The organism is Fluviispira vulneris (genome assembly GCF_014281055.1).
Classification (GTDB): domain Bacteria; phylum Bdellovibrionota_B; class Oligoflexia; order Silvanigrellales; family Silvanigrellaceae; genus Silvanigrella; species Silvanigrella vulneris.
Genome location: NZ_JACRSE010000002.1, coordinates 518,394 through 543,252, shown reverse-complemented (window position 1 = coordinate 543,252; position 24,859 = coordinate 518,394). Strand labels below are relative to the sequence as shown.

General features: G+C 34.0%; 24 protein-coding genes. 5 read left to right on the top strand and 19 right to left on the bottom strand.

The features are described from left to right. The first annotated feature begins 7 nt into the window (after window positions 1-7). Complete coding sequence (gene vgrG / locus H7355_RS06195) at window positions 8-1,864, top strand: type VI secretion system tip protein VgrG (RefSeq protein WP_186645852.1); 1,857 nt, start codon at window positions 8-10, stop codon at window positions 1,862-1,864. 78 nt (window positions 1,865-1,942) lie between these two features. Here vgrG and H7355_RS06190 read toward each other — a convergent pair whose 3' ends face one another. The 8 genes from H7355_RS06190 to tssB form a co-directional block, all read right to left on the bottom strand. Continuing rightward, window positions 1,943-2,353: a hypothetical protein gene (locus H7355_RS06190; protein ID WP_186645851.1), complete on the bottom strand. Its 411-nt coding sequence runs from the start codon at window positions 2,351-2,353 to the stop codon at window positions 1,943-1,945. 18 nt (window positions 2,354-2,371) lie between these two features. Next, the gene (gene tssA, locus H7355_RS06185) at window positions 2,372-3,448 is read right to left on the bottom strand and encodes a type VI secretion system protein TssA (protein ID WP_186645850.1); all 1,077 of its coding nucleotides are present in this window, start codon (window positions 3,446-3,448) and stop codon (window positions 2,372-2,374) included. A gap of 14 nt (window positions 3,449-3,462) precedes the next feature. Beyond that, complete coding sequence (locus H7355_RS06180; protein ID WP_186645849.1) at window positions 3,463-4,230, bottom strand: hypothetical protein; 768 nt, start codon at window positions 4,228-4,230, stop codon at window positions 3,463-3,465. Next, on the bottom strand, window positions 4,227-5,981 hold the full coding sequence (locus H7355_RS06175; protein ID WP_186645848.1) for a type VI secretion system baseplate subunit TssF: 1,755 nt from the start codon (window positions 5,979-5,981) through the stop codon (window positions 4,227-4,229). Before H7355_RS06175 ends, H7355_RS06180 begins: the two co-directional genes overlap by 4 nt. After that, window positions 5,965-6,372, bottom strand: coding sequence for a GPW/gp25 family protein (locus H7355_RS06170; protein WP_186645847.1), 408 nt, complete (start codon window positions 6,370-6,372; stop codon window positions 5,965-5,967). Before H7355_RS06170 ends, H7355_RS06175 begins: the two co-directional genes overlap by 17 nt. 66 nt (window positions 6,373-6,438) lie before the next feature. Then, entirely contained in the window at window positions 6,439-6,978 is a 540-nt protein-coding gene (locus H7355_RS06165; protein ID WP_186645846.1) for a hypothetical protein, read from the bottom strand. 25 nt (window positions 6,979-7,003) lie between these two features. Further along, complete coding sequence (gene tssC / locus H7355_RS06160) at window positions 7,004-8,494, bottom strand: type VI secretion system contractile sheath large subunit (protein ID WP_186645845.1); 1,491 nt, start codon at window positions 8,492-8,494, stop codon at window positions 7,004-7,006. A gap of 24 nt (window positions 8,495-8,518) precedes the next feature. After that, complete coding sequence (gene tssB, locus H7355_RS06155; RefSeq protein ID WP_186645844.1) at window positions 8,519-9,043, bottom strand: type VI secretion system contractile sheath small subunit; 525 nt, start codon at window positions 9,041-9,043, stop codon at window positions 8,519-8,521. Window positions 9,044-9,485: 442 nt separating this feature from the next. On the opposite strand from tssB, the gene H7355_RS06150 reads away from it, so the two are divergent. Then, on the top strand, window positions 9,486-9,944 hold the full coding sequence (locus H7355_RS06150; protein ID WP_186645843.1) for a hypothetical protein: 459 nt from the start codon (window positions 9,486-9,488) through the stop codon (window positions 9,942-9,944). Here the strand turns inward: H7355_RS06150 and fliF are convergent. From fliF to H7355_RS06115, 7 genes are all read right to left on the bottom strand, one after another. Then, entirely contained in the window at window positions 9,941-11,548 is a 1,608-nt protein-coding gene (gene fliF, locus H7355_RS06145) for a flagellar basal-body MS-ring/collar protein FliF (protein ID WP_186645842.1), read from the bottom strand. The genes H7355_RS06150 and fliF overlap by 4 nt on opposite strands. A gap of 46 nt (window positions 11,549-11,594) precedes the next feature. Continuing rightward, complete coding sequence (gene fliE / locus H7355_RS06140; RefSeq protein ID WP_186645841.1) at window positions 11,595-11,924, bottom strand: flagellar hook-basal body complex protein FliE; 330 nt, start codon at window positions 11,922-11,924, stop codon at window positions 11,595-11,597. Between the two features lie 17 nt (window positions 11,925-11,941). Continuing rightward, on the bottom strand, window positions 11,942-12,379 hold the full coding sequence (gene flgC, locus H7355_RS06135) for a flagellar basal body rod protein FlgC (protein WP_130606975.1): 438 nt from the start codon (window positions 12,377-12,379) through the stop codon (window positions 11,942-11,944). A 34-nt stretch (window positions 12,380-12,413) separates the two neighbouring features. Beyond that, the gene (gene flgB, locus H7355_RS06130; RefSeq protein ID WP_186645840.1) at window positions 12,414-12,842 is read right to left on the bottom strand and encodes a flagellar basal body rod protein FlgB; all 429 of its coding nucleotides are present in this window, start codon (window positions 12,840-12,842) and stop codon (window positions 12,414-12,416) included. Beyond that, window positions 12,839-13,933 (bottom strand): sigma 54-interacting transcriptional regulator, encoded by a 1,095-nt coding sequence (locus tag H7355_RS06125; protein ID WP_186645839.1) that lies wholly within the window; start codon window positions 13,931-13,933, stop codon window positions 12,839-12,841. Before H7355_RS06125 ends, flgB begins: the two co-directional genes overlap by 4 nt. 34 nt (window positions 13,934-13,967) lie before the next feature. After that, entirely contained in the window at window positions 13,968-16,229 is a 2,262-nt protein-coding gene (locus H7355_RS06120; protein ID WP_186645838.1) for a tetratricopeptide repeat protein, read from the bottom strand. A gap of 184 nt (window positions 16,230-16,413) precedes the next feature. Continuing rightward, entirely contained in the window at window positions 16,414-17,508 is a 1,095-nt protein-coding gene (locus tag H7355_RS06115) for a phosphate signaling complex PhoU family protein (RefSeq protein ID WP_186645837.1), read from the bottom strand. A 102-nt stretch (window positions 17,509-17,610) separates the two neighbouring features. On the opposite strand from H7355_RS06115, the gene lipA reads away from it, so the two are divergent. Next, window positions 17,611-18,606 carry a lipoyl synthase gene (lipA, locus tag H7355_RS06110; protein WP_222435669.1) on the top strand — a complete coding sequence of 332 codons (996 nt, stop codon included), beginning with the start codon at window positions 17,611-17,613 and terminating at the stop codon, window positions 18,604-18,606. Window positions 18,607-18,691: 85 nt separating this feature from the next. Here the strand turns inward: lipA and H7355_RS06105 are convergent, their stop codons facing one another. The 3 genes from H7355_RS06105 to thrS form a co-directional block, all read right to left on the bottom strand. Further along, the gene (locus tag H7355_RS06105; RefSeq protein ID WP_186645836.1) at window positions 18,692-19,342 is read right to left on the bottom strand and encodes an HAD family hydrolase; all 651 of its coding nucleotides are present in this window, start codon (window positions 19,340-19,342) and stop codon (window positions 18,692-18,694) included. A 267-nt stretch (window positions 19,343-19,609) separates the two neighbouring features. Further along, the gene (locus H7355_RS06100) at window positions 19,610-20,107 is read right to left on the bottom strand and encodes a peptidylprolyl isomerase (protein ID WP_186645835.1); all 498 of its coding nucleotides are present in this window, start codon (window positions 20,105-20,107) and stop codon (window positions 19,610-19,612) included. 156 nt (window positions 20,108-20,263) lie between these two features. Continuing rightward, on the bottom strand, window positions 20,264-22,213 hold the full coding sequence (thrS, locus tag H7355_RS06095; RefSeq protein WP_186645834.1) for a threonine--tRNA ligase: 1,950 nt from the start codon (window positions 22,211-22,213) through the stop codon (window positions 20,264-20,266). A gap of 325 nt (window positions 22,214-22,538) precedes the next feature. On the opposite strand from thrS, the gene rpsB reads away from it, so the two are divergent. Then, window positions 22,539-23,330, top strand: coding sequence for a 30S ribosomal protein S2 (gene rpsB / locus H7355_RS06090; RefSeq protein WP_130606949.1), 792 nt, complete (start codon window positions 22,539-22,541; stop codon window positions 23,328-23,330). Between the two features lie 65 nt (window positions 23,331-23,395). Continuing rightward, on the top strand, window positions 23,396-24,340 hold the full coding sequence (tsf, locus tag H7355_RS06085; protein WP_186645833.1) for a translation elongation factor Ts: 945 nt from the start codon (window positions 23,396-23,398) through the stop codon (window positions 24,338-24,340). Window positions 24,341-24,392: 52 nt separating this feature from the next. Here tsf and H7355_RS06080 read toward each other — a convergent pair whose 3' ends face one another. Beyond that, window positions 24,393-24,800, bottom strand: coding sequence for a hypothetical protein (locus tag H7355_RS06080; RefSeq protein WP_186645832.1), 408 nt, complete (start codon window positions 24,798-24,800; stop codon window positions 24,393-24,395). Between the last annotated feature and the right edge of the window lie 59 nt (window positions 24,801-24,859).

The following is a 24,859-nucleotide window of genomic DNA, read 5'->3' as shown; positions in this document are numbered from 1 at the left end:
GTCAATTATGAAAGAAGTAATCAACTTTAAAAATATTAAAGCAAATGTTTCGATACATAATGACGGTCCAATTTCAAAAGGGGCCAACATTGAGTCTTTCGAAGTTTTGAACGACACAGTTTCGGAATTATTCACTATAAATGCCTCAGTTAATTATTCAATTCAAAATTCTAAAATCGATTTTGAAGAGTTCCTTGCTAAAGACATTTCATTTAAAATTGAGTTTTTGAAACAAAAAAATCCCCGTTTTTTTTCTGGTATTATTTCAGATATAAACATAAAAGCACTTATGGCATCCGAAGACAAAATAGAGGTTCAATTTATTATCAAGCCATATCTATGGTTATTAACAAAAAATAATGGATATAGAGCTTGGAGTGATTTAAATTCAAAAGAGGTCATCGATAATATTCTTAAAATTTATAAGAATAAATATTCTAATTTTCAATATAAGTTCAAAATATACGATCCAACATCTCTTATAAAACGAACAAACACCATTCAATATGGAGAATCTGATTATGATTTTATCTGCAGATTACTTGATGAAGATCACCTAAATTATTTCTTTATTCATGGAGAAAAAGAAAGCGAACTGATCATTACAGACGAACTTGAAAGCTATTTTGAAAATGAAATAAATAAAAAAAATAAACCACTTCAAGAGCAAATCATAAGTAAAAATCAAGCAATTTATAATTCTGATTTATTAAATGATAGATCATTAGGATACGAACATGCATTTTCCCTTAAATTTAATAAAATTTCTACTCTTCATTGCGACTTTAAAAAAGTAACTGCTAACGTAAAAACTATTAAACCCGGCGAAACTTCAAGCAAAAATGGATTTTGCAATTGGACTGAAGTGACGCATCATCAAAAATCAGAAGTCCCTTTTGATCCTAAACAAGCTTTTGCTGAAAAGGAGCTCGTGCGTCGCAACAGCTTTCACAACAAAATATTTATACAAAGTAATCTTCCTAATCTTGAAGTTGGCAGAGAAATTTCTATAAAATATCATTCTAACGAAAATATGATTAAAAAAAGTTTCTTTAAATACTTAGAAAATGAATATCGTATCATTAAAATTGATCATAAATTTAAAAGAGATTTAATCCACATTAATGAACAATCTAGCATAATTTATGATCCTCACTACTATGCATTGATAACTCTGATCCCTAAGTCAGATAAGCTTAACAAAAAATTAAGCACTCAAAAACAGAATTATTTTGTTACAACAGCCTATGTTCATGAAACTCAAACAGAAGAAGAAACTTTAAAGTCATTTATGCGTATAAGAATTTCTTTTTTCTGGCAAAACGAAAAATCATCTTCAGAGGTAAATGGTTCACCATTTGTCTTAGCGCGTATTGCACAAATTTGGGCAAGCAATGAATCTGGTTCATTCTTCATTCCATCACCAGGAGATGAAGTTCTCGTTCTTTTTGAAAATGACATAGACTCTCCCATAGTCATTGGCTCCTTATATAATAATTTTAATAAATGTAAATTTTTGATCGACAAAGATGAAGAAAACAAAGGAAAAATGCGCGGATTTGTCATTGCTAATGAGCATAGTTTTATTTTACATTCAAAAGATTACAATTCTTCATTTGACTTCAGAGACAAATCTCAATCACTCGACATTCATAACAAAGCAAAAATGAAAATTGATGAAAAAACTGTTCATATTAATCTCATAGATAAAACAAAAATCAATCTGGATGATGAAGGAAAAATGGAGTTAGAAAACTACAATTCGGAATTTAAAATTAAAGATAGTTTTGAAGTGAGAACAAAAAAAGTTGATATGGAAGGCAATGATATTATTCGTTTGAATTCAATGAAAATAAAGAAATAGTTAACAATTCAGAAAAAGTCTCGCTATAGACCTAAAGACAAATTTCAGATCTTACCTTTTTTAATAATGGGGTCAACTTCACCCCCACATAGATGATGAAAAATGATTATCAGTCAAATTCATTTCATGGTCACTTTCCGAATTTTCTTCAGGATGCGTATAATTCATCTGCTCTAAATTTTGGGTTTCGTTTGTAGCAAAATTATTTTCATCATTGGTATTGCAGTTAGAATTAGAACTCAATCCTTCTTCTTCACCTGAAAAAATATCCCTGCTGGTTCCAAAATATTCTGCTAATAACAATTTTTGCTTTTCCTTTAACTTCCTCTTATCCATCAATATCTCTTTAATCAAAGACTCAGGACCAAGAATAGGAAATAAATCAGTCAGTTTAATTTGCTTATATTCAATCAATTCGCGCAAAATTATGCCATCGGACAAAATATACTCTGTTTCTAATACGCTGTCATTATCATTATTTGCAATCATTTTTATTATATCCAACTTCTATTTGTCAGTTTTAGAAAGACCAAGTAATGTAAATATTTCAGAAGGTTTTGATGTTGTAGCAAATAATTCCATAAAAACCTCATATAAGGATTTCTTTTGCCATTCAAGCGCTCTCCGTATAAGAAAAGGCGAAGGTGAATGAGAGTTGTGCTTTAATAAATACACATTTGCTTTTTCAATAAGAGAATATGCTGTCTCTATGGAATCAATATTTTGCTCAATTCGTACATTGGTTTGGTTTTTTTCAAAAGAATTATTAAATTCATCTTGCCTTTGATCTGTAAAAGCTTGAAAGTTTTGCTCTGTATATTCATAACTACTGATAGATGGCTCTTGTTTTTCAGTGATAAATGATTCGATAAAATGAGAGATATCATTGCACAGATTAATTAGGGATTCAAAACTTGTTTTTTCATTACACTTTTCAGCAAGTTCAATAATAAAATCTTCAAGTTTCTCTAATGAATAAATGATAGATTTTAAACTTTCATGTAATTCAGTTATATACTCTTCTGCTTCCTGATCTAAAATGATTCTATATTCATTTTTATGAGAAACTAAATCACTTATATTTTCCTTTATTAGATTATCATATTTTTCCCAGCTTAAAGTGCTTATCGCCTCTTTGTCACTTTGCAAAGGCATGCAACGAATAATTGAAGGTAAATTCATTTCAAGCCAATGAAAGGGGGCAAGACGTAATTCAAAATTATCTTCCTCTAGAGGAGGAAATATGTCTTCCCAATTATTTAAACAAAAATAAAGCATAAGTTTCAATACATAATCTAAACCTTGAAAGCCATTTACTTTTGCTTGAGCTTCTGCATAATATGCACAAACAAGTAAATCTTTTGAGTTTTCTTTTAAAATCTCTTCACAAAGTTTTATTGATGCTTGCCAATTGGGAGCCATTACATTTTTTTTAGTCCATATCCCTTCATCCAAAAAATTACTTTCTAAATTCGTTTTTCGCATATCTTTTAATTTAATTAATCTGGGATGAAATTTAAGGTATTCTCCAAAAGGCTTCTCTTCATTTACTGGAAGTATTAGATCACTAATTTCTAAATTCATTATATATTTCCTATTCATATAGAGTGAAAATTTGGGATTGAAAAAGCATAAAGACATTTCCCCCCCTCAATTATGAATTTGTATTTGTAAAATTTTCTATGATAAATAGATTTTACATTATTCGACAAAATCATTATATGCTTTTCTAGATTCAAGATCTTTAAAACATATTCTAAATTTTCTAGTTCGTCATCCCTTACCTCTACTTCAACTGAAATTCTATTTAAAAATGAGTAAAAATCAGAACCAATCATAGCTCCTTTATTAGTATTTTTAGAATAAATAGCGCACGAACCAAGCTTAAATTGACTATTATTAATATGTTTTTTAGGAAAGTTTTCTTTTATTTCGATCTCATTTTGAAAATAATTTGAAAAAAAACATTTCACATTCTTTTTATTATTAAAATAAAAGTTAACATGCTTTTGCCTAGATATTTCAAAAGTATAAAGATGTCTATCACGATTCATCATAACAATATAGTCTTGAATGACAAGCTCATTGATAAAAATTTTCAGAAAATCGACAATTATTTTCTTTTTCTGTCTGGTTTGTAATGAAAAATTTTCTAAAATATAATCAGGAATAACTATTTTAAATGGCAACTTCCTTTTTATATAAATACCATTTGCATCTTTTACAGAAAAGCAACTGGTTGACGAAAATAGCATACGTGGAGAATATTTAACCTTTTCAAATGAGAAAAAACTGCGGATAAGATTCAATGCAATATTTTGCTCTTCACGATCTGATAGATTTTCTAATTGATGCAATTCAGTCATATCTTTTCTGCTTTAAAAATTATATAAAAATTAAAGTCTCTTATAAAATCAAAATAAGAGTTTAGAAAGGAAATTAAAAAATGTGTGCCTAATGGAAAACCAATGACTTTAGAAAATTGTAATTTATATAATATTCCTGGCACGTAATAACTTTGATTCTTCCAAACTTGCTGTGAGAGAGTTTCTTCAACTTCAAAGCCTGTCGATTGATTTAATAATTGCTGAAATAATATTTTTATTGGATTTTGTCCTGAAGATAATATTTCGATAATTTTTTTAAAATCATAATTTTTAAATGCATTTCTGCTTAAGAGATCTTGATTGACTTTATATAATAATTTTATGACTTCCATATTTTCATAGAGATCAAGGGGTTTACGAAAGTATTTTGGCCAAATTAATGAAAACGATTTATCAATAGGAAGATCATATGCAATACAATTAAATTGTGAATTCGGTTTAATCCCTTCCACCAAATTCGTATTTGTACAGATTCCTGTTGGAAAAATATAATCAGGCATTTCTAAATCAAATGCATAAGAACTATTCTGTCGCAATAATTTCAAATATAAACAACCATTTTCGCGAGTCGTATTGTTGAACGATCGTTTTGTTGCCCAATAGAAATGCTCAGTTTCTTTATTTATTATATTTGATTTCTTATGATAATTTGGTATTTCTATTGTTTTACCGGTTGAGGAATTATAGGTAACAAGTTTTTTGACTCGCAAAACTTCAATAAGATTTTGCTGATCATTGTCTACCCTCATCCGGTATTCACTTTTTTGATCTTTGCATTTGATAGGAACAAGTTTTTTTTCAAATACATTGATCACTGGAATACAGTTTAATTTAAAAAAGACTCCTCCTAATCTAAAAGGAATTGAGACCTCTTCTTCAATAGGAATAATAAATTTTATTTTTTTTAAAATATTGATAGGCCTATTTATATCTATTTTAAAGAAAAAATATTTTTGATAATAATTTATAAAATCAAACAATGGATGGAGTAAGTTTTCTTCACATAGATCATAATGTCCATTGTGTTGATAAATAGGTTTCAATGAATCTCTTGGGATTCTAATTGGGCATGTTTCTTCATCTCGAAAAATAAGTATTGGTAATTCTGAAGACAAGAGAGAGTCAAAAATTGAAATAACAGATTGAAATTCTGCATCAATAAAAATAGACAACTTAGTATTTTGAAAGTCTGTTATCGGTATGGAAGTATCTATTTCAAAAATAAATGCTTTTTTATAGCCATAAATATTTTCTTTGCTTGAATTTATATCTGCATAGCGGAAATTTTTTATTTCGCAACATGAAATATATGTATCTTCAGTGGTTGAAAATAAACACTCTTCTTCATCTGAGTTGCTCGTAGAAAAGACTGTGTCTTTTTCAATTTTAAACTGTGAAATTTCTTTTTTAAAGAAACTCCGACTTGGCATTATTTTTAGGATCGTGAGACCAGGAGTAGGAGACACTAATTCTGGAAAAATATGCTCGATAAAATTGATGGCATAATCACTCTTTGCAAGGAAGGACTTATAATCAACTTGTGCCTTCATATAAGCAAAAGATTCAATGAGTCTTTCTGTTTCAGGATCGTTGCTTTTTCTAAAAGAAAAATCAAGGTAGGGTGCAATATCAGGATTCTGTTCCGAAAATATACGCCCATTGCTTCTCAGTTCTTCTAAAGTTTCTGTGTAAATTTTTAAAAAATCCTGATTGCTATATTTTCCAGTCATTTATTACGAACTCCCATAAAGCCACCTTTAACAATAAATTTACCATTACATTACCTGAATGATACACTGCATTAATGGACAGTTTCGCTTCTTTTTTTAATTTATCATAGACAGAAAAATTAACTTCTACATAGGATAGTCTGTGTTCAAATACTTGAAGAGATTTTTGCACAATTTGACACAAAAGAAATCGATCATGTTCAGAATCCATGGCAAAATGAGAAACACAAGGGATTCCAAAATGCAGAGTATTCAAATTTTGATTTTCTAAAAATTGAGAAACTGGCAGTGAGCTTCGAGTGTTTAAAATATTATAAATATTTCTTGCTATAGAAAAAAAAGGATCCTTCTTTTCAGATGGTAAATAGAAAATTTTTTTTAAGCTTTCCATTGCACTAGCCATTCTAAATGAAGATTTTAAAGAGGATACACTTCTTTTAGTGTATCCAGTCTTTAATTAAACAAAACTTTTAGGTTTATTAATTTCCCATCCTTCATCAATTTTATCAACATCTTCTAGCTGAAGAACTCTCGAATAATAACACTTTGATTTTTGACCATTTTTAAAATGCGCACAGAAGTATCCAGGATAATTTGTCTTATCATTAGGATTATGTTCATTTGTTCTTATTTGCAATACATAACCTTGACCTGAATTTTTAATAACAACTAAAGTGTGATTTAAAAAGTGAAACTCATGTGCAGGAGTTACTATTTCTTTACCATCTTTATCAGTTGTACTTTCAATTTGAATCAGCTTTATTGTCTTAACAATACGTGATTTATCTTTAAATGTTTCAAGCCCATCAATAAGATCTTTATCTATATTTTGCATATAAATATTTATATCTTCAACCATATCATTTAAAACTAATTTATTAGAACTTGCACCTTCTGTAAGTTGAGGTACTGCAATATCTTCTAAAGAAATTGCATCTTTAATTGTTGTAGATTTGAAACTTCCTTTTAATCCTTCTATTAATAAAAGTGCTCTCATGATATTAATTCTCCTTTAAATTTTATTATGATTTTTGCGGAAGTTCTGTCACCAATCTAAGAGATACAGATAACTCATTTAAGTAAAAATGTGGTCTTAAATACATGACAGCTTTATACGCACCAACTTTTCCTGGCACTGGTAAAATATCAATTCTTGCTTCTCTTAAAGGATAACAACTCTTAATATAAGTGCTTGCGGAATCATCTAAAATAACATATCGAGAAATCCAATTGTTTAAATAATTATCAATCTCCCCCTGAGTCGTAAAAGAGCCAATTTTATCGCGCATGATCACTTTTAAATAATGAGCAAAACGCGAGACTGCCATCACGTATGGCAATTCTATCGAAAGCTGCGCATTGGCATTTGCAAGATCATTGTCATATTCTGTCAACTTATGAATGGTTTTTGATCCAAAAAATGTTGCAGTATCAGTACCACGCTTATAAACCAAGGATAAAAATCCAAGATCATCAAGTTCTTTTTCACGTCTATCAGTAATAATTGTTTCTACTGGCATTTTAAAGGAATTGTTACCTTCGCTGTCAACGAAAGGATGATAAGGTAGACTATCAACAACTCCACCATTTTCCGAACCACGGATATTGGAAAACCAACCATATTCACGGAAAGAATCAACCATTCTTTGTGCTAAAGAAAACGCTGGATTTCCCCATAAATATTTTTCATGTTCTGTCCCATTTAAATCTTCTTCAAAATAAAATTCCTTCACAGGTATTCCATTTGGCCCATAGGGATGGCGCATAATCACTCTTGGCAAAGTCAAAGTTACATATTTTGAATCTTCAAGTTCTCTAAAACTTTGCCATGAACCATATTCAGCAGAGTTAAATAAACGACCTAAATGACGAGGTTTGTCCAAATCTTCAAAAGATTTAATATTGAAAAGTTCGCAACTCGCTGCCGCGACGAACGGTGCATGCGCTGCGGAAGCAACTTTCGAAATAGCTTTTAGACATTCGATATCTTCTAGGCCTTTACCGAATGAATAATCACCAACGAGAAGTCCATAAGGAGTCCCACCAAATGTGCCATATTCATTTTCGTAAACGAGCTTAAATAATCCAGAGTCATCGAATTCAGCTGCAGATTCAAAATCTTTTAAAATATCTTCTTTAGTGGCATCGAGAACGCGAATATGTAATCTGTCATCTGGTTCTGCAAATTTAACTAAAGATTGCAATCCTCGCCAAGAAGCTTCCAATTTTTGAAATTCTTGATTGTGAATAATTTCATTTATTTGTTCAGAAAGAAGGGCATCAATGTCTGCAATTCTTTCACTGATCATATGCGAAATATTTTTTTTATAAGTCATGCGATCCGAAATAACTTCATCCGCAAAAACAGTTAACATTTCTTTTGCATTATTTTTTTGCTCTTCATTTTTATTTAGATTACTAATAGTAAGAGCTTGATCGATAACAGAAATATTGACATCTTCTAAATTAAAAAATGAATTTGTTTTTATTGCAAGATCTGTTTTGAGAGTCATTTTATATCCTTTATCAACCGAGTCTTATGCTTCGCTCGTATTTGAATCAATCTCTTTTTCATTTTGTGAGCTTGATATTTGCTTTAAAGCTTCAGGTGATTTTAAAAATTGAATTAGAGTTTCTTCAAGCTTATCGTTACAATCAACGCTTGTTTGCAATTCAATTAATTTTCTTCTTGTCTCAAGCAAAACTTTCAAAGAATCAACCTTTTCAGCTATTTTTCCGGGATTAAAATCATCAATTGATTTAAAATCAAGTTCAATTTGTTTCGATCCACCATCATTTTTGATTTTATCCAAAACTTTTATCTTAAGTTTTGGATTAATTGATTGCACGACTGAATTAAAATTCTCTTTGTTAACAGAAAGAAATTTTTCACTCTTCAGTTTCTTTGCTTTTTGATATAGATGCCCAGAAAAATTTGCCATAACTCCGATGACAAAAGGAATATCTTGTTCCTTTGGATTGCCATTTACTTCGAGATCATATGTGATTTGCACACGCGGGGGCTTATATCCAGAAATTTTATGTTGGGTACTCCTTGACATAATTCACATTCCTTTCATATGAGTATCTGCCTGTACGGTTTGTAGAAATGAGAAATGCTGATGCCAGCACTCTTATTTGCTTGTAAAGCAAATATAATGCCATACCAAATTTGTCAAAATTATAAATTTCAAAATAAAACGAAATGTAATTTAAATAATTAAAGAAATGCTTTTTTTTAATTATTACGAATCATCTGTTGTAATTGGTAAGCTACTTTATGAAATGGGTTTAAATTAATTAAATATTCTCGGTATTTTTTAATGATTTTATACCTCTTATTTTTTTAAAATCTTAACAAAATATCTTCTTCACTCTTTAATTTCCACTTTTAAAAGAGGAATGCTCTTGAAAATAAAAATTACTTTTTAAATCGCTTGCACTTTATTCTTAAATAATTTAATTATTATCCGTTGGTTTATTGAAATATATACTGGAAAAATTATGGCTGAAGATTTCAAAAAAAAGCATTGTACTTTACTTTCGGGTGATTCTTTTAGTTTTGACTCAATCGAAGGTGCTCAATTATTAAGTCCTGTGAATATTTACCCAATTACTGGAAGCGGAAAATCGAGCATAAATTCAAGAAATATCTGTTTAAAAGGAGATGAGTCCTCTGTAATTCTCCCAGTTATTCCTTACAACACTTCATCACACACAATTCCCGGAGTTTTAAAAGGGGAAATTAAAAAATTAGCATCTGATAATATAGATGAAAAATCTTTCGAAGATGGAAAAAATCTTTTAAAAGTGGGTTCTAGCGATGTTGAAGTCGAATATATTGTTCTCATGCCCGCAATGCAACCTGGCACCCCTCCTATTCCAGATCTTTCTAAATTTAAATTTTCAGGCAAAGGTGGATTTAAACAGTTTACCCCAGAAAAAGATAATCACGATAATTAATGATTTGGATTTAAAAGCTGGCGGATAGCTTCTGTGGTTTTTTGCGGATCATTTTTAGCAAGATACATTATTTGCTCTTTAGGTGACATTTTGTCAAAGGGCACATCCTCTTTTAACTGAACACGTCTTGCACCAGCACCCGATCTTTCGAGTTCATAATCAAGCATTTCTAGTTGCTCTTTCGATCGTTTATCTGGATCATAGGTAAGCCATTTAAAATAAGGCCGCACAAGAGCAATATAAATAAAGAACATTGCTGCAATAGCAACCGCTGAAAGAATTGCTGTCTGAATAAGCGAAGCTTGTCGCGCTGAAAGCGAAGCTTTTTCTGCCAATGCAAATTCATCCAATTCAAATTGCGTAGATTCCACCGTAATAGCATCACGTGCTTCTTGAAAGCCAATCGCATTCTTGACTAATTTTGTGATCATATCCATTTCTTCTTTGGTTCGTGGCACGAACTTACCATCAACCATTTTTCCATCAACCAAAACAGATGCGCTTAGTTTTGTTACGTTACCAATTGGTTCAACAATTTTACTTAATGTTTTTTTCACTTCGAAATTTAAATTCTCTGTGCTCGATTTTGTACTGTTCGTCAAACCACCAGCAACACCAATGTCTTCTCGCTCACCTGGTAAATTGCTTTTAGCACCAGGAACACCTGTAGGATTGAGCCCATTCCCTTGAGAAGATTGCTCGTTCCGTTGAGATGCTATTACCGCAGTTCTTTCTGGATCCACATCAGAAATAGTTGTTTCTACTTTTTTGAAATCAACAAAAGCTTGAACTTTTGAAACAACTTTATCATGCCCAACCACACGAGCTAAAATATCTCTAATTTTTTGTTCTAACTCTCGCTCAACCCGTCTCTGATATTCTCTCTGTGCAGATGTGATTTTATCAATTCCACCATCCTGTTCATCGGGCTGCGTAAGCATATTACCATCTTGATCAACTATGCTCACTGCCTTCGGTTCAAGTCCTTCGACAGCGCGTGCTGCCAAATGAATTATACCTTGAATTTGTCTTTGTGTAAGCGTTTTACTTGGCTTCAATTTTAAAAAAATACTCGCAGTGGGTGATTTTTTTTCTTCTGCAAATATAGCATTATCAGGTAAAACAATATGGACTCTGCTGTTCGCTACCGGCTCCAATTTATTTATTGTTCTTGCTAATTCACCTTGCAAAGCACGCAGTTTATTTATGCGTTGATCAAAGTCAGACATACCAAATGCTCTGTCATCGAACTTTTCCCAACCCACTCCTATGCCCGAACTTGGTAGACCCTCTTGCGCGAGCAACATGCGCGCTTCTAATATTTTGTCTTCAGGAAATGAAAGTGTATCTCCTTCCATTTTAAAATCGACAAATCCTGATTTTTTTAAATGAGCGAGAATTGCTGTTTTATCATCAGCAGATAAATTCATAAATGCAGTTTCGTATTTAATTGTTGGTTTCCAGAAAATAAACATGGCTAAGGCAAAGAAAATTGTAAAAAGACCGAGAGCAATTGCAATTTTACGACCTTTCGTTAGACCAGCATAAAATGCTTTACTTTGAACGATAAATTGTGACCAAAATTGCCTAAATTTTTCTATCATTCCTTTTACTTTCTTCAAAGCAATAATTATTGCTAAAAAGGTTTAATTAAACTTGCATTCTCATAACCTCTTGGTATGCCTCAATCACTTTATTTCTCATCTGCACCATCATATCGAAACCAAGTTCAGCCTTTGTTACTGCAAGCATAGTTTCATGAATATTACTTGTACGGCCGGATGCTAAATCCATACTTGCTTTTTCAGCTTCTCTTGCACCCGTGTTAATTTCTTTGATTCCTTTTTCCATTAAATCGAGAAATTCAGTAGCTGACGGATTTTTAGGCGGACTGCCTCCTCCGCTCGGAATGCTTGAATTAACTAATTCCTGTTGTAACTTTAAAAAATGTAGATCATTTGCTGACATCACTTTTAACATGATCTGTTACCTTTAAATTATTTACCAATACTTATAGCAGTTGTTGCCATAGATTTCGTCGCATTTATTGCTTGGGTATTACTTTCAAAAGCTCGATTACTTGTGATCATATTCACCATTTCTTCCATTATTGAGATATTTGGCATGGAAACATAACCATTTTCATTTGCATCAGGATGATTAGGATTAAAAACAAGACGAGGCGCTCTTCTATCCTCTGTAATTCCATCAACTTTTACTTCTTTTAAATTTGGATCAAAAGCGAGGCGCATTAGATTATCAAAACTTAGACCTGAATTACGAGCAGTAAATAAAACATCTTTTCTTTTATAAGGACCACCTTCTTCTGTTCTAGAAGTATTTGCATTTGCAATATTCGAAGATATTACGTTCATTCGAATACGCTCTGCAGATAATCCTGATGCACTGATTTTAAGTCCTTCTAAAAAACTCATAATTTTTTACTCCTATAAGTTAATTAGTTAATATTTATCTTCCACCATTGATTGCATAACGTAACATTCCAAGTTTTCTATTCAAAGTTTCAATTGTAGCTCTATAAATCACTTGGTTACCAGCCATTTCGGTCATTTCTTGATCAACATCTACTGTATTTCCATCGTTACCAATACTTTCAGTTGGTTTGACATAAAGATCTGGCTTTAAAACTCCATCAGCTCCCATGCCAGGAGCTTTTATGTGCTTAGGATTGCTTACTTTCATAATAAGATCTTTGTCAGAACCAATTGCAGCCTGTAATTGTTTTTCAAAATCAAAACCTAAAGATCTATACCCTGGCGTTAGAGAATTCGTAATATTTGCAACATTGACATCTTGTCTTTTTAACCGTTGATTAAGACTTTCTTCCAAAACGGAATCTGTTTTTCCAAATATTTGATTCCCGATAACCGTGCTCATATATTCTTTCCTTCAACTTCATAACCACAATCAACCAGCTCATTTAATTTATAACGCAATGCTCTCAACGATATTCCTAATGCTTTCGCAGTGTGAGTTCTATTTCCATTCATTCTTCTGAGTGTTTGCAATATCAGTCTCTGTTCAAGTTCTCTTAAAGTTACCTGTGGAAGCGGTTCTCCCATAGCAACTTCTGTTCTGCTATTTGCTCTCATTAGATGAAGTTCTTCTACACCTATGTAATCACGGGTTGAAAGTAACACTGACCGTTGAATAACGTTACGCAATTCACGAATATTTCCTGGCCAAGTGTACGTCCTGAGAGCTTGTTTAGCAGTAGGTGAAAGTTGAACATTTTTAGAAAATTGAATATTAAATTCACGTAGAAAAATCTCGGAATAGAAATCTATATCAACCAATCTTTGTCTCAATGCAGGAATTTCTAAATGTATGACATGTAATTTAAAAAATAAGTCATTGCGAAATCTTTGTGCATTGACTTCGTCTTGAATATTTTTATTACTACATGCAATTATTCTTGCATCTGCAGCAGTACCACGTCTTATTGCACCTTTATTAACATCTTGTTCTTTTAATATTCTTAAAAGCTTTAATTGCATAGATGCTTCTAACTCAGTGACTTCATCGAGCATCAATGAGCAAGTTTCAAGTGGACGATTGCTGTGATTTTGATTATATTCGTGTGGATTTCTTTGCGCAGGAAAGAGTTCCATTTCAAAAAAGTTAGCAGGAATATTTGAACTATTTGCGACAACAAAGCGACCTCTTTCTCTTCCACCAGCAATATGTATCGCTTTTGCAAATGTTTCTTTTCCTGTTCCACTTTCACCCGTAATTAAAATTGGTACTTTAGTTGGAGCAATGGTTCTAGCGACTTCAAGCAATTTATATATTTTTTCATCACGAGTTGGATAATGCCTAAGCATTTCCTCTTCTGAAATTCTTAGATCTGTTTCATTTGGAACATTATTAGAATGAATGCTGCGTCCTTCCACAGCATTGTTACTTTGTTGTGTTCCATAGTTTGCAGAATCTATGTCAAACAATCCCATAGGACGCACATCACTCATATACAAACCTCCCCTTAATTTCTGAATCACCTGTTTACTTATTGAGTCTGTCGAGCCTTTCGCTCGCCAGTGAAGAGTATCGCTTGTCGTTAGTGTCGTTTGCTGCTAAGAGCCATGCTGTTTTCGCTTTATCGAAAAGGCCTGCTCTCGCATATACAACTCCTGCTTTATATGCGGCTTCGGCTCGATGTGTTCCCTGGGCTAAATTTGCCATTGCAAGAAACATATCTCCCGACTTCGCAAATCTGCCCGAATCCCGTAAATCTTCTGCATATTGCATGATTGACGCTTCAACTGTTTGAATTTCATCCAGTGACTTTGCAGGAAATGCCAGAATTTTCTCATAAAGAGGTTCGACATCAGGGGTACCACGCAAAGCCCGAGCCCATTCACCCAGAGTTGGCAAATCGCGTTCAACATAACGTCCAAGTTTCATCTCATCTAAAAGTAAACGTAACGCTATTTTGTTACGGTAAGGAGCAACAGAAAGCTCCTTCAAAGCCTGTACAGACTTTTCAGTTAATCCATCTGCTTTTCTTTTTTCATCTTGTTCGATGCGACGCAAAAATATTTCTGCGTCAGTAGGTTTATTGCTTCGAAAATATAAGCGCGCAGTAATGGCAGCTGCTTCATTCTTTCTTTTTTGATCCGTCGAAGCTTGCCAAAATGCACTGTAAAGTTGAATTGCCTTTTGGTTTTCACCTACGGCATCAAAAGCTTCTGCTCTGGTAAAAAGAGACTCTGGATCAGAATACGTAAATTCAAGTAATGTCTGCCGCGCACCTTTTTCAAAACGTGTCCATACTTCCCACTGTTTATTTTGTGCAGTGCTCTTTAAGAGATCCTTTACTCTGCTGTTCACAATATTTTCAAGAATAGCAGTGCGTTTATCACCAGCCACCTTCTTTTTAAATTGCTGAACGGCAGCGTCTGCAGTGTTGATATTTTCTTTTTCAACCGTAGATCTTATCTGATCATATGCACAATTTTTCAGCAAGTCAAACGGGATACTTTCAGAAGTGACGCAAGCGTCTATATTTTGCTGATACGTTTTTACCGCATTTGGATTTTCATCAACAACATCATTCAAAACACGGAGAGAAGAAGCGACTTTTACGATGAGAGGATTTTTGTCGTACAAAGCCATTTCAGAATATTTCTGAGCATTTTGATAACCTGTTTTACCCATTCCTTTTGTCTTTGAATTACTCAATTCATCGATATCTAAAAGTCTAAGTTTTGCTAACGCTGCATATTCACTGCCAGGAGAATTTAACAAGAGCGACCTAAAATAATCATTCGCTAAATCAAAATTCCTAGTGAGATAAGCTGATTCACCAGCATGCCATAAAATTTTTGGATCAGATTTAAATTTTCTTTCAGAAAGTGCAACAAGTCTTCTATAAATACTCAATGCTTGATCTTCATGACCACTCTTATACAGCTCTTCAGCAAAATTTTTGCCAACATCAAATTCTTCTTTCGTTCCAAAAACAGAGCCCATCTGCGCTTGTAACAACGTCATTCTATATTCACTTATTTGTTTTAAAACTTCAAGTCTGCCATATATCTCTGGTAAATTATATTCTTTTTCTCTTTTTATTTTTTCAAGATCTTTTTCAGGCATTAAAGGAAGTGATTTATTTTTATTTTCTTTAATAAAAGCTTTTTGATTATTTGCTTGACCTGAAGAGGTAACAACTTTTTGACTTTCACTTTTATTTTGCCCATTCATTTTGGGCGGGTATTTTTTATCTTGCACAACCTCATTTTGCATAATATAAGTAGGCATAATTTCAGGGATATTTTCTTTACTCAAACCTTCTATATAATCAGGTTGCCAATTCCAGTCCGCTTCCAAATTTTTACTCTCAGGCTCAGTTCGCCAAAAATCAATTAAAATTCTCCAAGGTTTATTTTGTGTTGCGACTACCCACCCGATTGGTAAATTTTTTAATTGAATATGAATCGTAACTTCAGATTTTTCTTCGCGCATATACACACGTTTAACAAAACGAGTGTCATAAAATGATGTATTATTAAACTCTTCCATCCTTGCAGGAATAACTCTTATTTGTAACGTTCTTGTTCCTTTAATAAAGCGCGTTGCATACCTCCGCGGTTCTCCCAAATCAAAAACCATGCGATAACTATCTTCTCCTGCAAGAAAAGTTGGAGAAATTTTATCTTTTCTAATTTTTAATATCTCTGTACTTGCCAAGTTTGAGTCAAAAACTCCTCCTGCAGCGGTAAGAAATGTAAAGAATGAATATGTGAAGAGTTTTTTCTTGAACAACTCTTCTTCCTCCAAAATAAATACAAGTAAATAAATTTCATTTCTTGTAGTTTACCTGAGTGATGTTCTATTATGTCAGTCTGAAAATTGTCAGAAAGTGAAATTTTGACGTGTCAAATTGTTTATTAATGCAAATAATATACCTATTTAATGAAAAATATTTCCTCTGTCATACTTTTTTATATTAATTTTGTTCTTGTGTTCGTGCAATTATTTGTGCGAGTTGATTTGTTCTACGAGTGAGAACATTTGCAAACTCTTTAAATTTTTTTGGATCATTTTCAATATCAATTGGATCAATCGTAATTTCGGGCCAGTGAATTTGAACGGTTTTATTAGGAACTATGTCAGATTCTTCTTCTGATAATTCAAATTTACCCAGTTTAATTAACATCAAACAATTATTCCAATTAACAGTCGTTATTCTTGCAATAGGAAAAATTTGCGGGGTGATTTCGTAATCAACAAGTAAATTTGTAAAGTTAAGAATATTATTTGACTTTATCGATTGAGTTGTAATAACAGAAAGCTCAACAATATCCTTCACATTTTTATACAGAAATGATGCAACGAGACTTGCTATCATTCCTCCAATATTATCTATAAATACCAAACGATATTTTCTTTTTCTCAGCGTTCTTCGCGCCATTCCATTTTCTGCAAAATCTATTTGTTCTGCCCAGTTACAACATAAATCGGCAATTTTTTCTAATTTAGAACTCATACTGATAATTTTAAGCGCTTTTTCTATACTTTTTTTATTGCCTTTTTTCAAAATGTTCTTTGCAATTAGATTTAGCTCTCTTTGTTTTACATCCACTTTATCATCTAAAATATGTATTTCTTGGATCAGTGACAAGTCACCATCGAACATGGCAGTATAAGAACGCTCAAATAAATTTTTCGTATCTAACAGCATTTCCAAAAAAATCTCTTTTTGTTCTGGAACGTCACCGTTGACAAGTTGTCTCGCCAAACTTTCCACTGCATCGCCTATCCGCTCAACATGGTGGGCAATTTTTGCACAAGCATAGGCCAAGCGTAATTCGTATCCCAAGGGCTGCTGGGTTGCAAAAACTTGTAAAATAGAGGCATCGATGGCACGCTCAAGATTGTCTATCTCTGAATCGAGAACAACTATTTTAATCAATCTATTTGTGTTTGGATGCTCAAAATGTTGCACTAAAGTTTGCAGGCCCGCATGTACAGCATCACACATTGTTCTTAATAATGATTTTACATTCGCTAACTGCATTTCAAGACTTGAAATTCTCGACATGAGGATTGTCCTTACGTAGTTTGCATTAATTTGTGCACACTGTTACGGATAAACTGAATGTGCCACGTCGAATGTGCCATAGGTCTTTTGGAGAGTGCAAATATGCCAGAGAACATCAATTTAAATCAAATAAACAAACCTCAAAATCTGCTAGACAACTTAGATAGCCGCAAAGAAATTTATGCAAAGCTTGCCGCTCTTGCCATAGAACCAGAAATTCATCCAAAAACAGGTCGTCCCCTAAAACCTCAATGGCTTAAAGTTGGTCTCACCGGTGGTGAAGTCCTTTTTAATATCAAAAAAGATCTCAGAGAGAAAAAACTCTACACAGTTTGCGAAGAAGCAAAATGCCCTAATATATCAGGATGTTGGAATACAGGCACTGCTACTTTTATGATTTTAGGCGATGTCTGCACACGAGGCTGCCGCTTCTGCCATATTAAAACAGGCAACCCTGGGGGGCTGCTTGACAAAGAGGAACCATACAAAGTTGCTGAAAGCATTCGCATGATGAATCTCAATTATGCCGTTATTACTATGGTTGATAGAGACGATATTCCTGATGGCGGGGCAGCGCACATTGCCGAAACAATCATAGCGATTCATAAAGAAAATCCCCGAACCAAAGTCGAAATTCTCGCAGGAGATTTTAGAGGACAAATTGAGAGTATTGACCAAGTAGTCCATGCAGGCCGGGGCCTCGATGTTTTTGCCCACAATGTTGAAACCGTGCGGCGCTTAAGCCCACGCGTGCGCGACGCACGCGCAAAATACGACCAAAGTCTTAAAGTTCTTGAAAATGCTTTAAAAATTGGGCCAAAAGGTATGTACACAAAAAGTGCTATTATGCTTGGGCTGGGCGAAGAATTCGCTGAAGTTGAAGAAACGCTTTGTGATCTGCGCCAAGTTGGCACAGAAATCATAACGATTGGTCAATATCTCCAACCAACCACAAAACACTTGACCGTAAAGCGCTTTGTCCATCCTGAAGAGTTTGACTACTGGAAAACACGCGCAAAAGAACTTGGCTTTAAAGCCGTTGCAGCGGGACCTTTGGTCAGAAGCTCCTATAAAGCTTCGGAACTGTTTCCAGTATAATAGATTCTTGCTCCTACATAAATAAAATTAAAGCGCTTTGCTTTGTACAAATAAATGGTTCCCAACAATACTTCCATTATCTAGCTTAAATTATTTCTAATAATGAAGAAAATGAGTCTATTTTATATGTTAGATTTAAATCGATACATTCTTCTTTATTTCCATCCCCATACTTTGCCCAGCAAGATGAAATAAAAGAATTTTTTGCAAAATTAATATCGCCTACCTTATCTCCAATCATTAAAACTTCTTGGGGATTTAGATAAGTGTATTTAGTTCTTATAACCTCATTATATATCATAGGATCCGGCTTTTTTTTCATTTCTAGACTATCAGCAATACACATATCAATATACTTATCTAATTGAAAATAATTTAAAGCTTCTGATATCGAAATAATTCCTTTATTACTTAGCACAAAAATCGTAGAATTATTTAATTTTAAATAATCAAAAACTTCGTGTACGTTAGGATACAAATTACTCATTTCTATCCCTTTTCCTGAATTGTAAATTACTCTATATTGTTTAATTAAACTTTCAACACAAGTATTTTTCGCTAGCTCTGCGAATGTATCTTTTAAACTCAAGCCCTGTGATATTAAATATTCTAAATAACTTTTATCAAAGTTAATATTATACTCATCAAGCGTTTTCGTTATACAGTAATGAACAGCCTTATTTGTATCACAAATATTCCCATCAAAATCAAATATAAAAAAATTAAATTTTAACATTTTCTTCTCCTGATTATTTACTAAACACTTAGAAAATTATACTAGAAAAAATAATTAATTAGCATAGATTAATTTAAATTGTAAAAAAATAATTCACAATATTCTCTTTAAAAATAAATTTTAATATTTGAATAAATCAAAATTAAGGGGTTGGCATATTAAATTATTTAAATTTTATGTTATTTTTTAAAAATTAAATGTAAGTATTTTTACACAAAAAAAGAGCTTACTATTAAATAAGCTCTTAAAATCAGTTGATCATTTATTTTAATTTGCTTCAACAATTCTAACTGATTCAATAATCACAGGAGTTGTTGGCACATCGTCATGAAAACCATGGCGGCCTGTTTTGACTTTTGCAATAGCGTCGACAACATCCATTCCTTCAATCACTTTACCAAAGACCGCATAACCCCATTGAGCTCCACGGTTGTTTAGAAAATCGTTATTTGTTAAGTTAATAAAGAACTGAGCTGTTGCTGAATGTGGATCGTTTGTGCGTGCCATAGCAATTGTTCCACGTTCGTTGCCAAGACCATTTTTTGCTTCGTTTTCAATCGGATTATTTGTTTTCTTTTCTTTCATTTCAACAGTAAATCCACCACCTTGAATCATAAATCCAGGAATCACACGGTGAAAAATAGAGCCATCAAAATGCTCAGATTTAACATATTTAACGAAATTTGAGGCTGTCATAGGTGCTTTTTCATCGTTAAGTTCAATTGTAATTTCACCAAGATTCGTGATCATTTTTACTAAAGTCATTTTACGCCTTTCCTGACCCTAATTGCTGTATAGGGAGTAAAAATCTGTGGATAATTACTATTCCACAGATTTTATTTTGAATAACATGTGAGCTCCTGCATGGAGCTGAAAAACTGCTCAATTGACATAATCAATTTCAGTATGGAAAACAAATTTTTATTTTTGATTTGTATCAATTCCCCAAAAGGAACCGCACTCCGTTTTAACATGGGTTAAAAAATCTTCCGGTGACATGGGAGCTAGATTTTTTCCATCCCGATACCGTGCAGTCAATGTGTTTGTCTGCGCTTCTTTATCGCCAATAACAAGCATATAAGGAATTTTCAGCAATTGCGCATCACGGATTTTAGCACCCAGTTTATCGTTGCTGAAATCTGTTTCTACGCGCACGCCATTTTCTTTCAAATACTGAGAAACTTTACGCGCATAATCTTCTTGTGCTTCCGTAACTGTTACGACACGACACTGAATGGGGGCAAACCCGAGTGGGAAATGACCTGCGCAGTGTTCGATAAACACGCCCATGAATCGCTCGAGTGAACCTAAAACGGCACGGTGGATCATTACAGGAGTTTCTTGCGTGTTATTAGCTGCTTGGTAAGTCGCTCCAAAACGCATAGGCATCATAAAGTCAAGCTGGATGGTTGCACACTGATGCATTCGTCCAATCGCATCTTTCACTTTAAAGTCAATTTTAGGACCATAAAAAGCACCATCACCAGGGTTAATGCTGTATTGAACTTGTGCTTCTTTTAAAGAATCTTCCAAAGCCTTTTCTGCTATATCCCATACTTCCTCAGCACCCATACGGTTGTCTGGGCGTGTAGAAAGCATATAAGTCACTTCATTAAAGCCAAGTTCTGAATAAGCTTCTTTGACAAATTGTAGCGCTGAAACAATTTCAGTTTGAACTTGTCCAAGCATACAAAAAATATGACCATCATCTTGTGTGATACGACGCACACGAGTCAACCCATGCAATGTTCCGCTCAATTCGTTGCGGTGCACAATGCCAAACTCACCATAACGTAACGGTAAATCGCGATAGGATTTTTGTCCCACCATAAACATGCGCACGTGGCCAGGACAACTCATGGGTTTAATTCCAAATTCATCATCATGATCATCTTTAAAAACGTACATATCTTCACGATAATTTTCGTAATGTCCACTGACCTTCCATAAGTTAACATTCATAACTTGTGGACTTTGGATTTCTTGAAAACCAAATTTCGCCCATTTCACTCGAATGTAATTTTGCAAAAGGGTAAAAAGCTTAGCTCCATTTGGAAAAAAGAACGCTGCACCCGGGGCAATATCACTCATTAATGTGAAGAGATTGAGTTGACGCCCAAGTAAAATATGATCACGTTTTTTTGCTTCTTCTAGCATATTTAAATAAGCATCGAGATCTTTTTTATTTGCCCAAGCAGTTCCATATATACGGACGAGTTGTTCATTGTCTTTATTCGCACGCCAGTAGGCACCCGCAACACTCATCAGTTTGAATGCCCCAAGTTTGCCTGTAGCTGGTACATGGGGACCACGACAGAGGTCATCCCAATCACCCATATTATAAATTTTTATTTCACCCTCTGCGGGCAATGCTTCAACTATTTCAACTTTAAATTTTTCGCCAAGTTTAGAAAAATGTGCTACTGCTTCATCTTTACTCACAACTCTTCTTTTCACAGGAATATTTTTAGCAACTATTTCCTGCATTTTTTTCTCGATCAGCGGGAAATCGTTTGTGCCTATTTTAGTTCCTTCTTTAGGGTAAACATCATAATAAAATTGATTTTCTACCACAGGTCCAATCGTAATCTGCGTTCCAGGAAAGAGCTCTTGAATCGCCATTGCCATGATATGCGCAGTGGAGTGTCTTATAATTTCAACACCTTCTTTAGACCGATCGGTGATGATTTCTACTTTTACCCCATTTGTTAAAAGGGTATCAAGGTCGACTGCTTGCCCATTTATTTTTCCAGCAATTGCACTTTTAGCTAAACCAGAACCGATACTTGCGGCAAGATCAAGAACAGTTGCAGGGGAAGGAAGGGAACGGGACGATCCATCAGGTAAAAAAACTTGTACAGTTGAACTCACAAACGACTCCTTATACTTATCGCTCCCCACATACAGTGTGGGTATGCGGCCACGAGAATTAACCACGTGAGACTATACAAATTTTATAGGCAGGTAAATCATGTTTTTAAATATTAAAAAAATATATACCTATGAATTGATGTTTTTCTAATATATGTCTCAAGCTCAATGACTTGCAGTTTTCATCTTGACTTCATTGACAAAAAATTGTTTAAGATGTGTGCCTGTTTTAGAGCATTCTCTGTGTTGCCAGATGCTTGGTGGATTAAACAAATCCGTGGCAATACAAGGGGTTAAAACCATTATAACCAAGCAGGAGCTAAGTATGACTGTTGAAGTACAAATGCGCGACTTATTAGATGCTGGCGTTCACTTTGGTCACCAAATTCGTCGTTGGAACCCAAAAATGCGTCCGTTTATCTACGGTGAGCGCAATGGCATTCACATTATTGACCTTCAAAAAACACAAAAACTCTTTAAAGATGCACTTTCTTTTGTTGAGCAAACTGTAGCTGACGGTGGACACATCCTCTTTGTTGCAACTAAGAAACAAGCTCAAGAAATTATCGTTGAAGAAGCGGAAAGAGCAGGAATGTTCCACATTCACCACCGCTGGCTCGGTGGTATGATGACTAACTGGCAAACTGTACGTTCAAGTATCACTAAACTTAAGCGTATTGAAAAAATGGCGAATGACGGAACTTACGAAAGCATTACAAAACGTGAAGTTTCTCTTAAAGAACGCCTTCGCATTAAGCTCGAGCGCTCTCTCGGCGGAATCAAAAATATGCCAGGCCTTCCTTCTGCTATTTTTGTAATCGACGCTAAAAAAGAATTCACAGCGATTGCAGAAGCAAACCGCCTTGGAATTCCAGTTATCGCAGTTACCGATACAAACAGCGATCCACACGGCATCGACTATATTATCCCTGGAAACGACGATAGCCTTAAAGCAATTAAGCTTTATGCAAGCCTTATCTCCGATGCAGCTCTCGAAGGCAAACAACGCCGCAGATCTGAATTGACTAAAGAAGACTCCTCCTTCTCTTCTGAAGGTGGACGCTCCCAAGTTAAGGTGAAACGTCTTAAATCCCGTGATGAAGACGAAGCAAACTAAATAAAAAGGGTGCCCCGAATGGAGCACCTTTCTTTCTTCTCAACTTTAAAAATAGGGAATATAAAATGGCCGTAGTAACAGCACAAATGGTTAAAGAATTACGCGAAATGACCCTTGCTGGAATGAGCGACTGTAAAAAAGCTCTTGATGCCGCTGAAGGTGACATGGAAAAAGCAGTCGTTATTCTTCGTGAAAAAGGTCTTGCGACAGCAGCGAAAAAAGCTTCTCGTGCTGCAAGTGAAGGCGTTGTCACAACTGTTGTTGAAGGCAACAATGTTGGTTTTGTTTTCGAAGTAAACTGCGAAACAGACTTTGTAACAAAGAATGATGGTTTCCAAGCTTTTGTAAATAATCTTCAAACACTTATTAGCAAAAGCAAACCAGAAAACCTTGATGCGCTTCTTGCAAGTCAATATGACTCCACAAGTTCTGTGAAAGATGCTGCAACAGCTCTCGTTGCACAAATTGGTGAAAATATCACTGTACGTCGCTTTGAGCGCGTTGGTTCTGGCAAAAACTTTGTCACTTCCTATGTTCACGGCGGTGGAAAAATTGGTGTTTTAGTTGAACTTTCTGGAACAGGAATCGAAGCTCATTACAACAATCAAGCTCTCGTTGAACTTGGTAAAGATGTTGCTTTGCAAGCTGCTGCAATGAAACCACAATACCTTAATGAACAGGAAATTCCTGTTGAAACTGTGAAGGCTGAAGAAGAAATCATCCGCAATAAATTCCTTCAACAAGGTAAACCAGAAGCGGCTCTTGCTAAAATCGTCCCAAGTAGCATTAAGACATGGTTCAAAGAAATTTGCCTTGTCGATCAGCTCTTTGTAAAAGATGACAGCAAGTCTGTGGCAGCACATGTTGCTGACTCTGGGAAAAAACTTGGAATTGCTGATCTTAAAGTTTCCGCTTTTGTTCGTCTTGAACTTGGTCAAGGTGTTGAAAAGAAGGCAGAAGATTTTGCTGCTGAAGTTGCTGCAACAGTGGCTGCAGCTGCAAAAGGCTAATTTATAGATTTCTTAGAATTCAAAAAAAAGAGTGAATCACCTTATAGGTAATTCACTCTTTTTTTATATCCATTTTGGATCTTTTTCTGATAACGTGCCCCTTCTTTTCATTGTGTTCACTTCTTCGGATACGAATGGTAAATTCAACCTTATGTTGCCGCGCAACTGAAAAAAACTTTTCAATTCCAAAAGAGATCATACTTTTAGCCATTTCTTGAGTTAGGCCTTTTATAATTTCATCTTTGCCTTTCACAATAAATTGGGTCGCATCTTTTGGAAAGTTATCTTTAACTTCTTTAATAACATCCATTCCAGTTGCAACTGTTTTCTTCAAGATATCTCCGCCAATTTTAGCTAAGTCTTGAAGATCTCCTTGTGCAAACCACTTTTGATGTTCGTCATCATTTTGATTTTTCTTTTTCTCTGATTTTTCATTTTCAGAATTTTTATTATGATTCATACTTTTACCTCATAGAATAATCACTCTAAAAGGAATATATGGGAAAATAAATGAGAAAG

Excerpts from the sequence above, each read along its gene's own strand:
- vgrG (WP_186645852.1), top strand. The coding sequence starts at position 8 with ATGAAAGAAGTAATCAACTTTAAAAATATTAAAGCAAATGTTTCGATA.
- H7355_RS06190 (WP_186645851.1), bottom strand. The coding sequence starts at position 2,353 with ATGATTGCAAATAATGATAATGACAGCGTATTAGAAACAGAGTATATT.
- tssA (WP_186645850.1), bottom strand. The coding sequence starts at position 3,448 with ATGAATTTAGAAATTAGTGATCTAATACTTCCAGTAAATGAAGAGAAG.
- H7355_RS06180 (WP_186645849.1), bottom strand. The coding sequence starts at position 4,230 with ATGACTGAATTGCATCAATTAGAAAATCTATCAGATCGTGAAGAGCAA.
- H7355_RS06175 (WP_186645848.1), bottom strand. The coding sequence starts at position 5,981 with ATGACTGGAAAATATAGCAATCAGGATTTTTTAAAAATTTACACAGAA.
- H7355_RS06170 (WP_186645847.1), bottom strand. The coding sequence starts at position 6,372 with ATGGAAAGCTTAAAAAAAATTTTCTATTTACCATCTGAAAAGAAGGAT.
- H7355_RS06165 (WP_186645846.1), bottom strand. The coding sequence starts at position 6,978 with ATGAGAGCACTTTTATTAATAGAAGGATTAAAAGGAAGTTTCAAATCT.
- tssC (WP_186645845.1), bottom strand. The coding sequence starts at position 8,494 with ATGACTCTCAAAACAGATCTTGCAATAAAAACAAATTCATTTTTTAAT.
- tssB (WP_186645844.1), bottom strand. The coding sequence starts at position 9,043 with ATGTCAAGGAGTACCCAACATAAAATTTCTGGATATAAGCCCCCGCGT.
- H7355_RS06150 (WP_186645843.1), top strand. The coding sequence starts at position 9,486 with ATGGCTGAAGATTTCAAAAAAAAGCATTGTACTTTACTTTCGGGTGAT.
- fliF (WP_186645842.1), bottom strand. The coding sequence starts at position 11,548 with ATGATAGAAAAATTTAGGCAATTTTGGTCACAATTTATCGTTCAAAGT.
- fliE (WP_186645841.1), bottom strand. The coding sequence starts at position 11,924 with ATGTTAAAAGTGATGTCAGCAAATGATCTACATTTTTTAAAGTTACAA.
- flgC (WP_130606975.1), bottom strand. The coding sequence starts at position 12,379 with ATGAGTTTTTTAGAAGGACTTAAAATCAGTGCATCAGGATTATCTGCA.
- flgB (WP_186645840.1), bottom strand. The coding sequence starts at position 12,842 with ATGAGCACGGTTATCGGGAATCAAATATTTGGAAAAACAGATTCCGTT.
- H7355_RS06125 (WP_186645839.1), bottom strand. The coding sequence starts at position 13,933 with ATGAGTGATGTGCGTCCTATGGGATTGTTTGACATAGATTCTGCAAAC.
- H7355_RS06115 (WP_186645837.1), bottom strand. The coding sequence starts at position 17,508 with ATGTCGAGAATTTCAAGTCTTGAAATGCAGTTAGCGAATGTAAAATCA.
- lipA (WP_222435669.1), top strand. The coding sequence starts at position 17,611 with ATGCCAGAGAACATCAATTTAAATCAAATAAACAAACCTCAAAATCTG.
- H7355_RS06105 (WP_186645836.1), bottom strand. The coding sequence starts at position 19,342 with ATGTTAAAATTTAATTTTTTTATATTTGATTTTGATGGGAATATTTGT.
- H7355_RS06100 (WP_186645835.1), bottom strand. The coding sequence starts at position 20,107 with ATGACTTTAGTAAAAATGATCACGAATCTTGGTGAAATTACAATTGAA.
- rpsB (WP_130606949.1), top strand. The coding sequence starts at position 22,539 with ATGACTGTTGAAGTACAAATGCGCGACTTATTAGATGCTGGCGTTCAC.
- tsf (WP_186645833.1), top strand. The coding sequence starts at position 23,396 with ATGGCCGTAGTAACAGCACAAATGGTTAAAGAATTACGCGAAATGACC.
- H7355_RS06080 (WP_186645832.1), bottom strand. The coding sequence starts at position 24,800 with ATGAATCATAATAAAAATTCTGAAAATGAAAAATCAGAGAAAAAGAAA.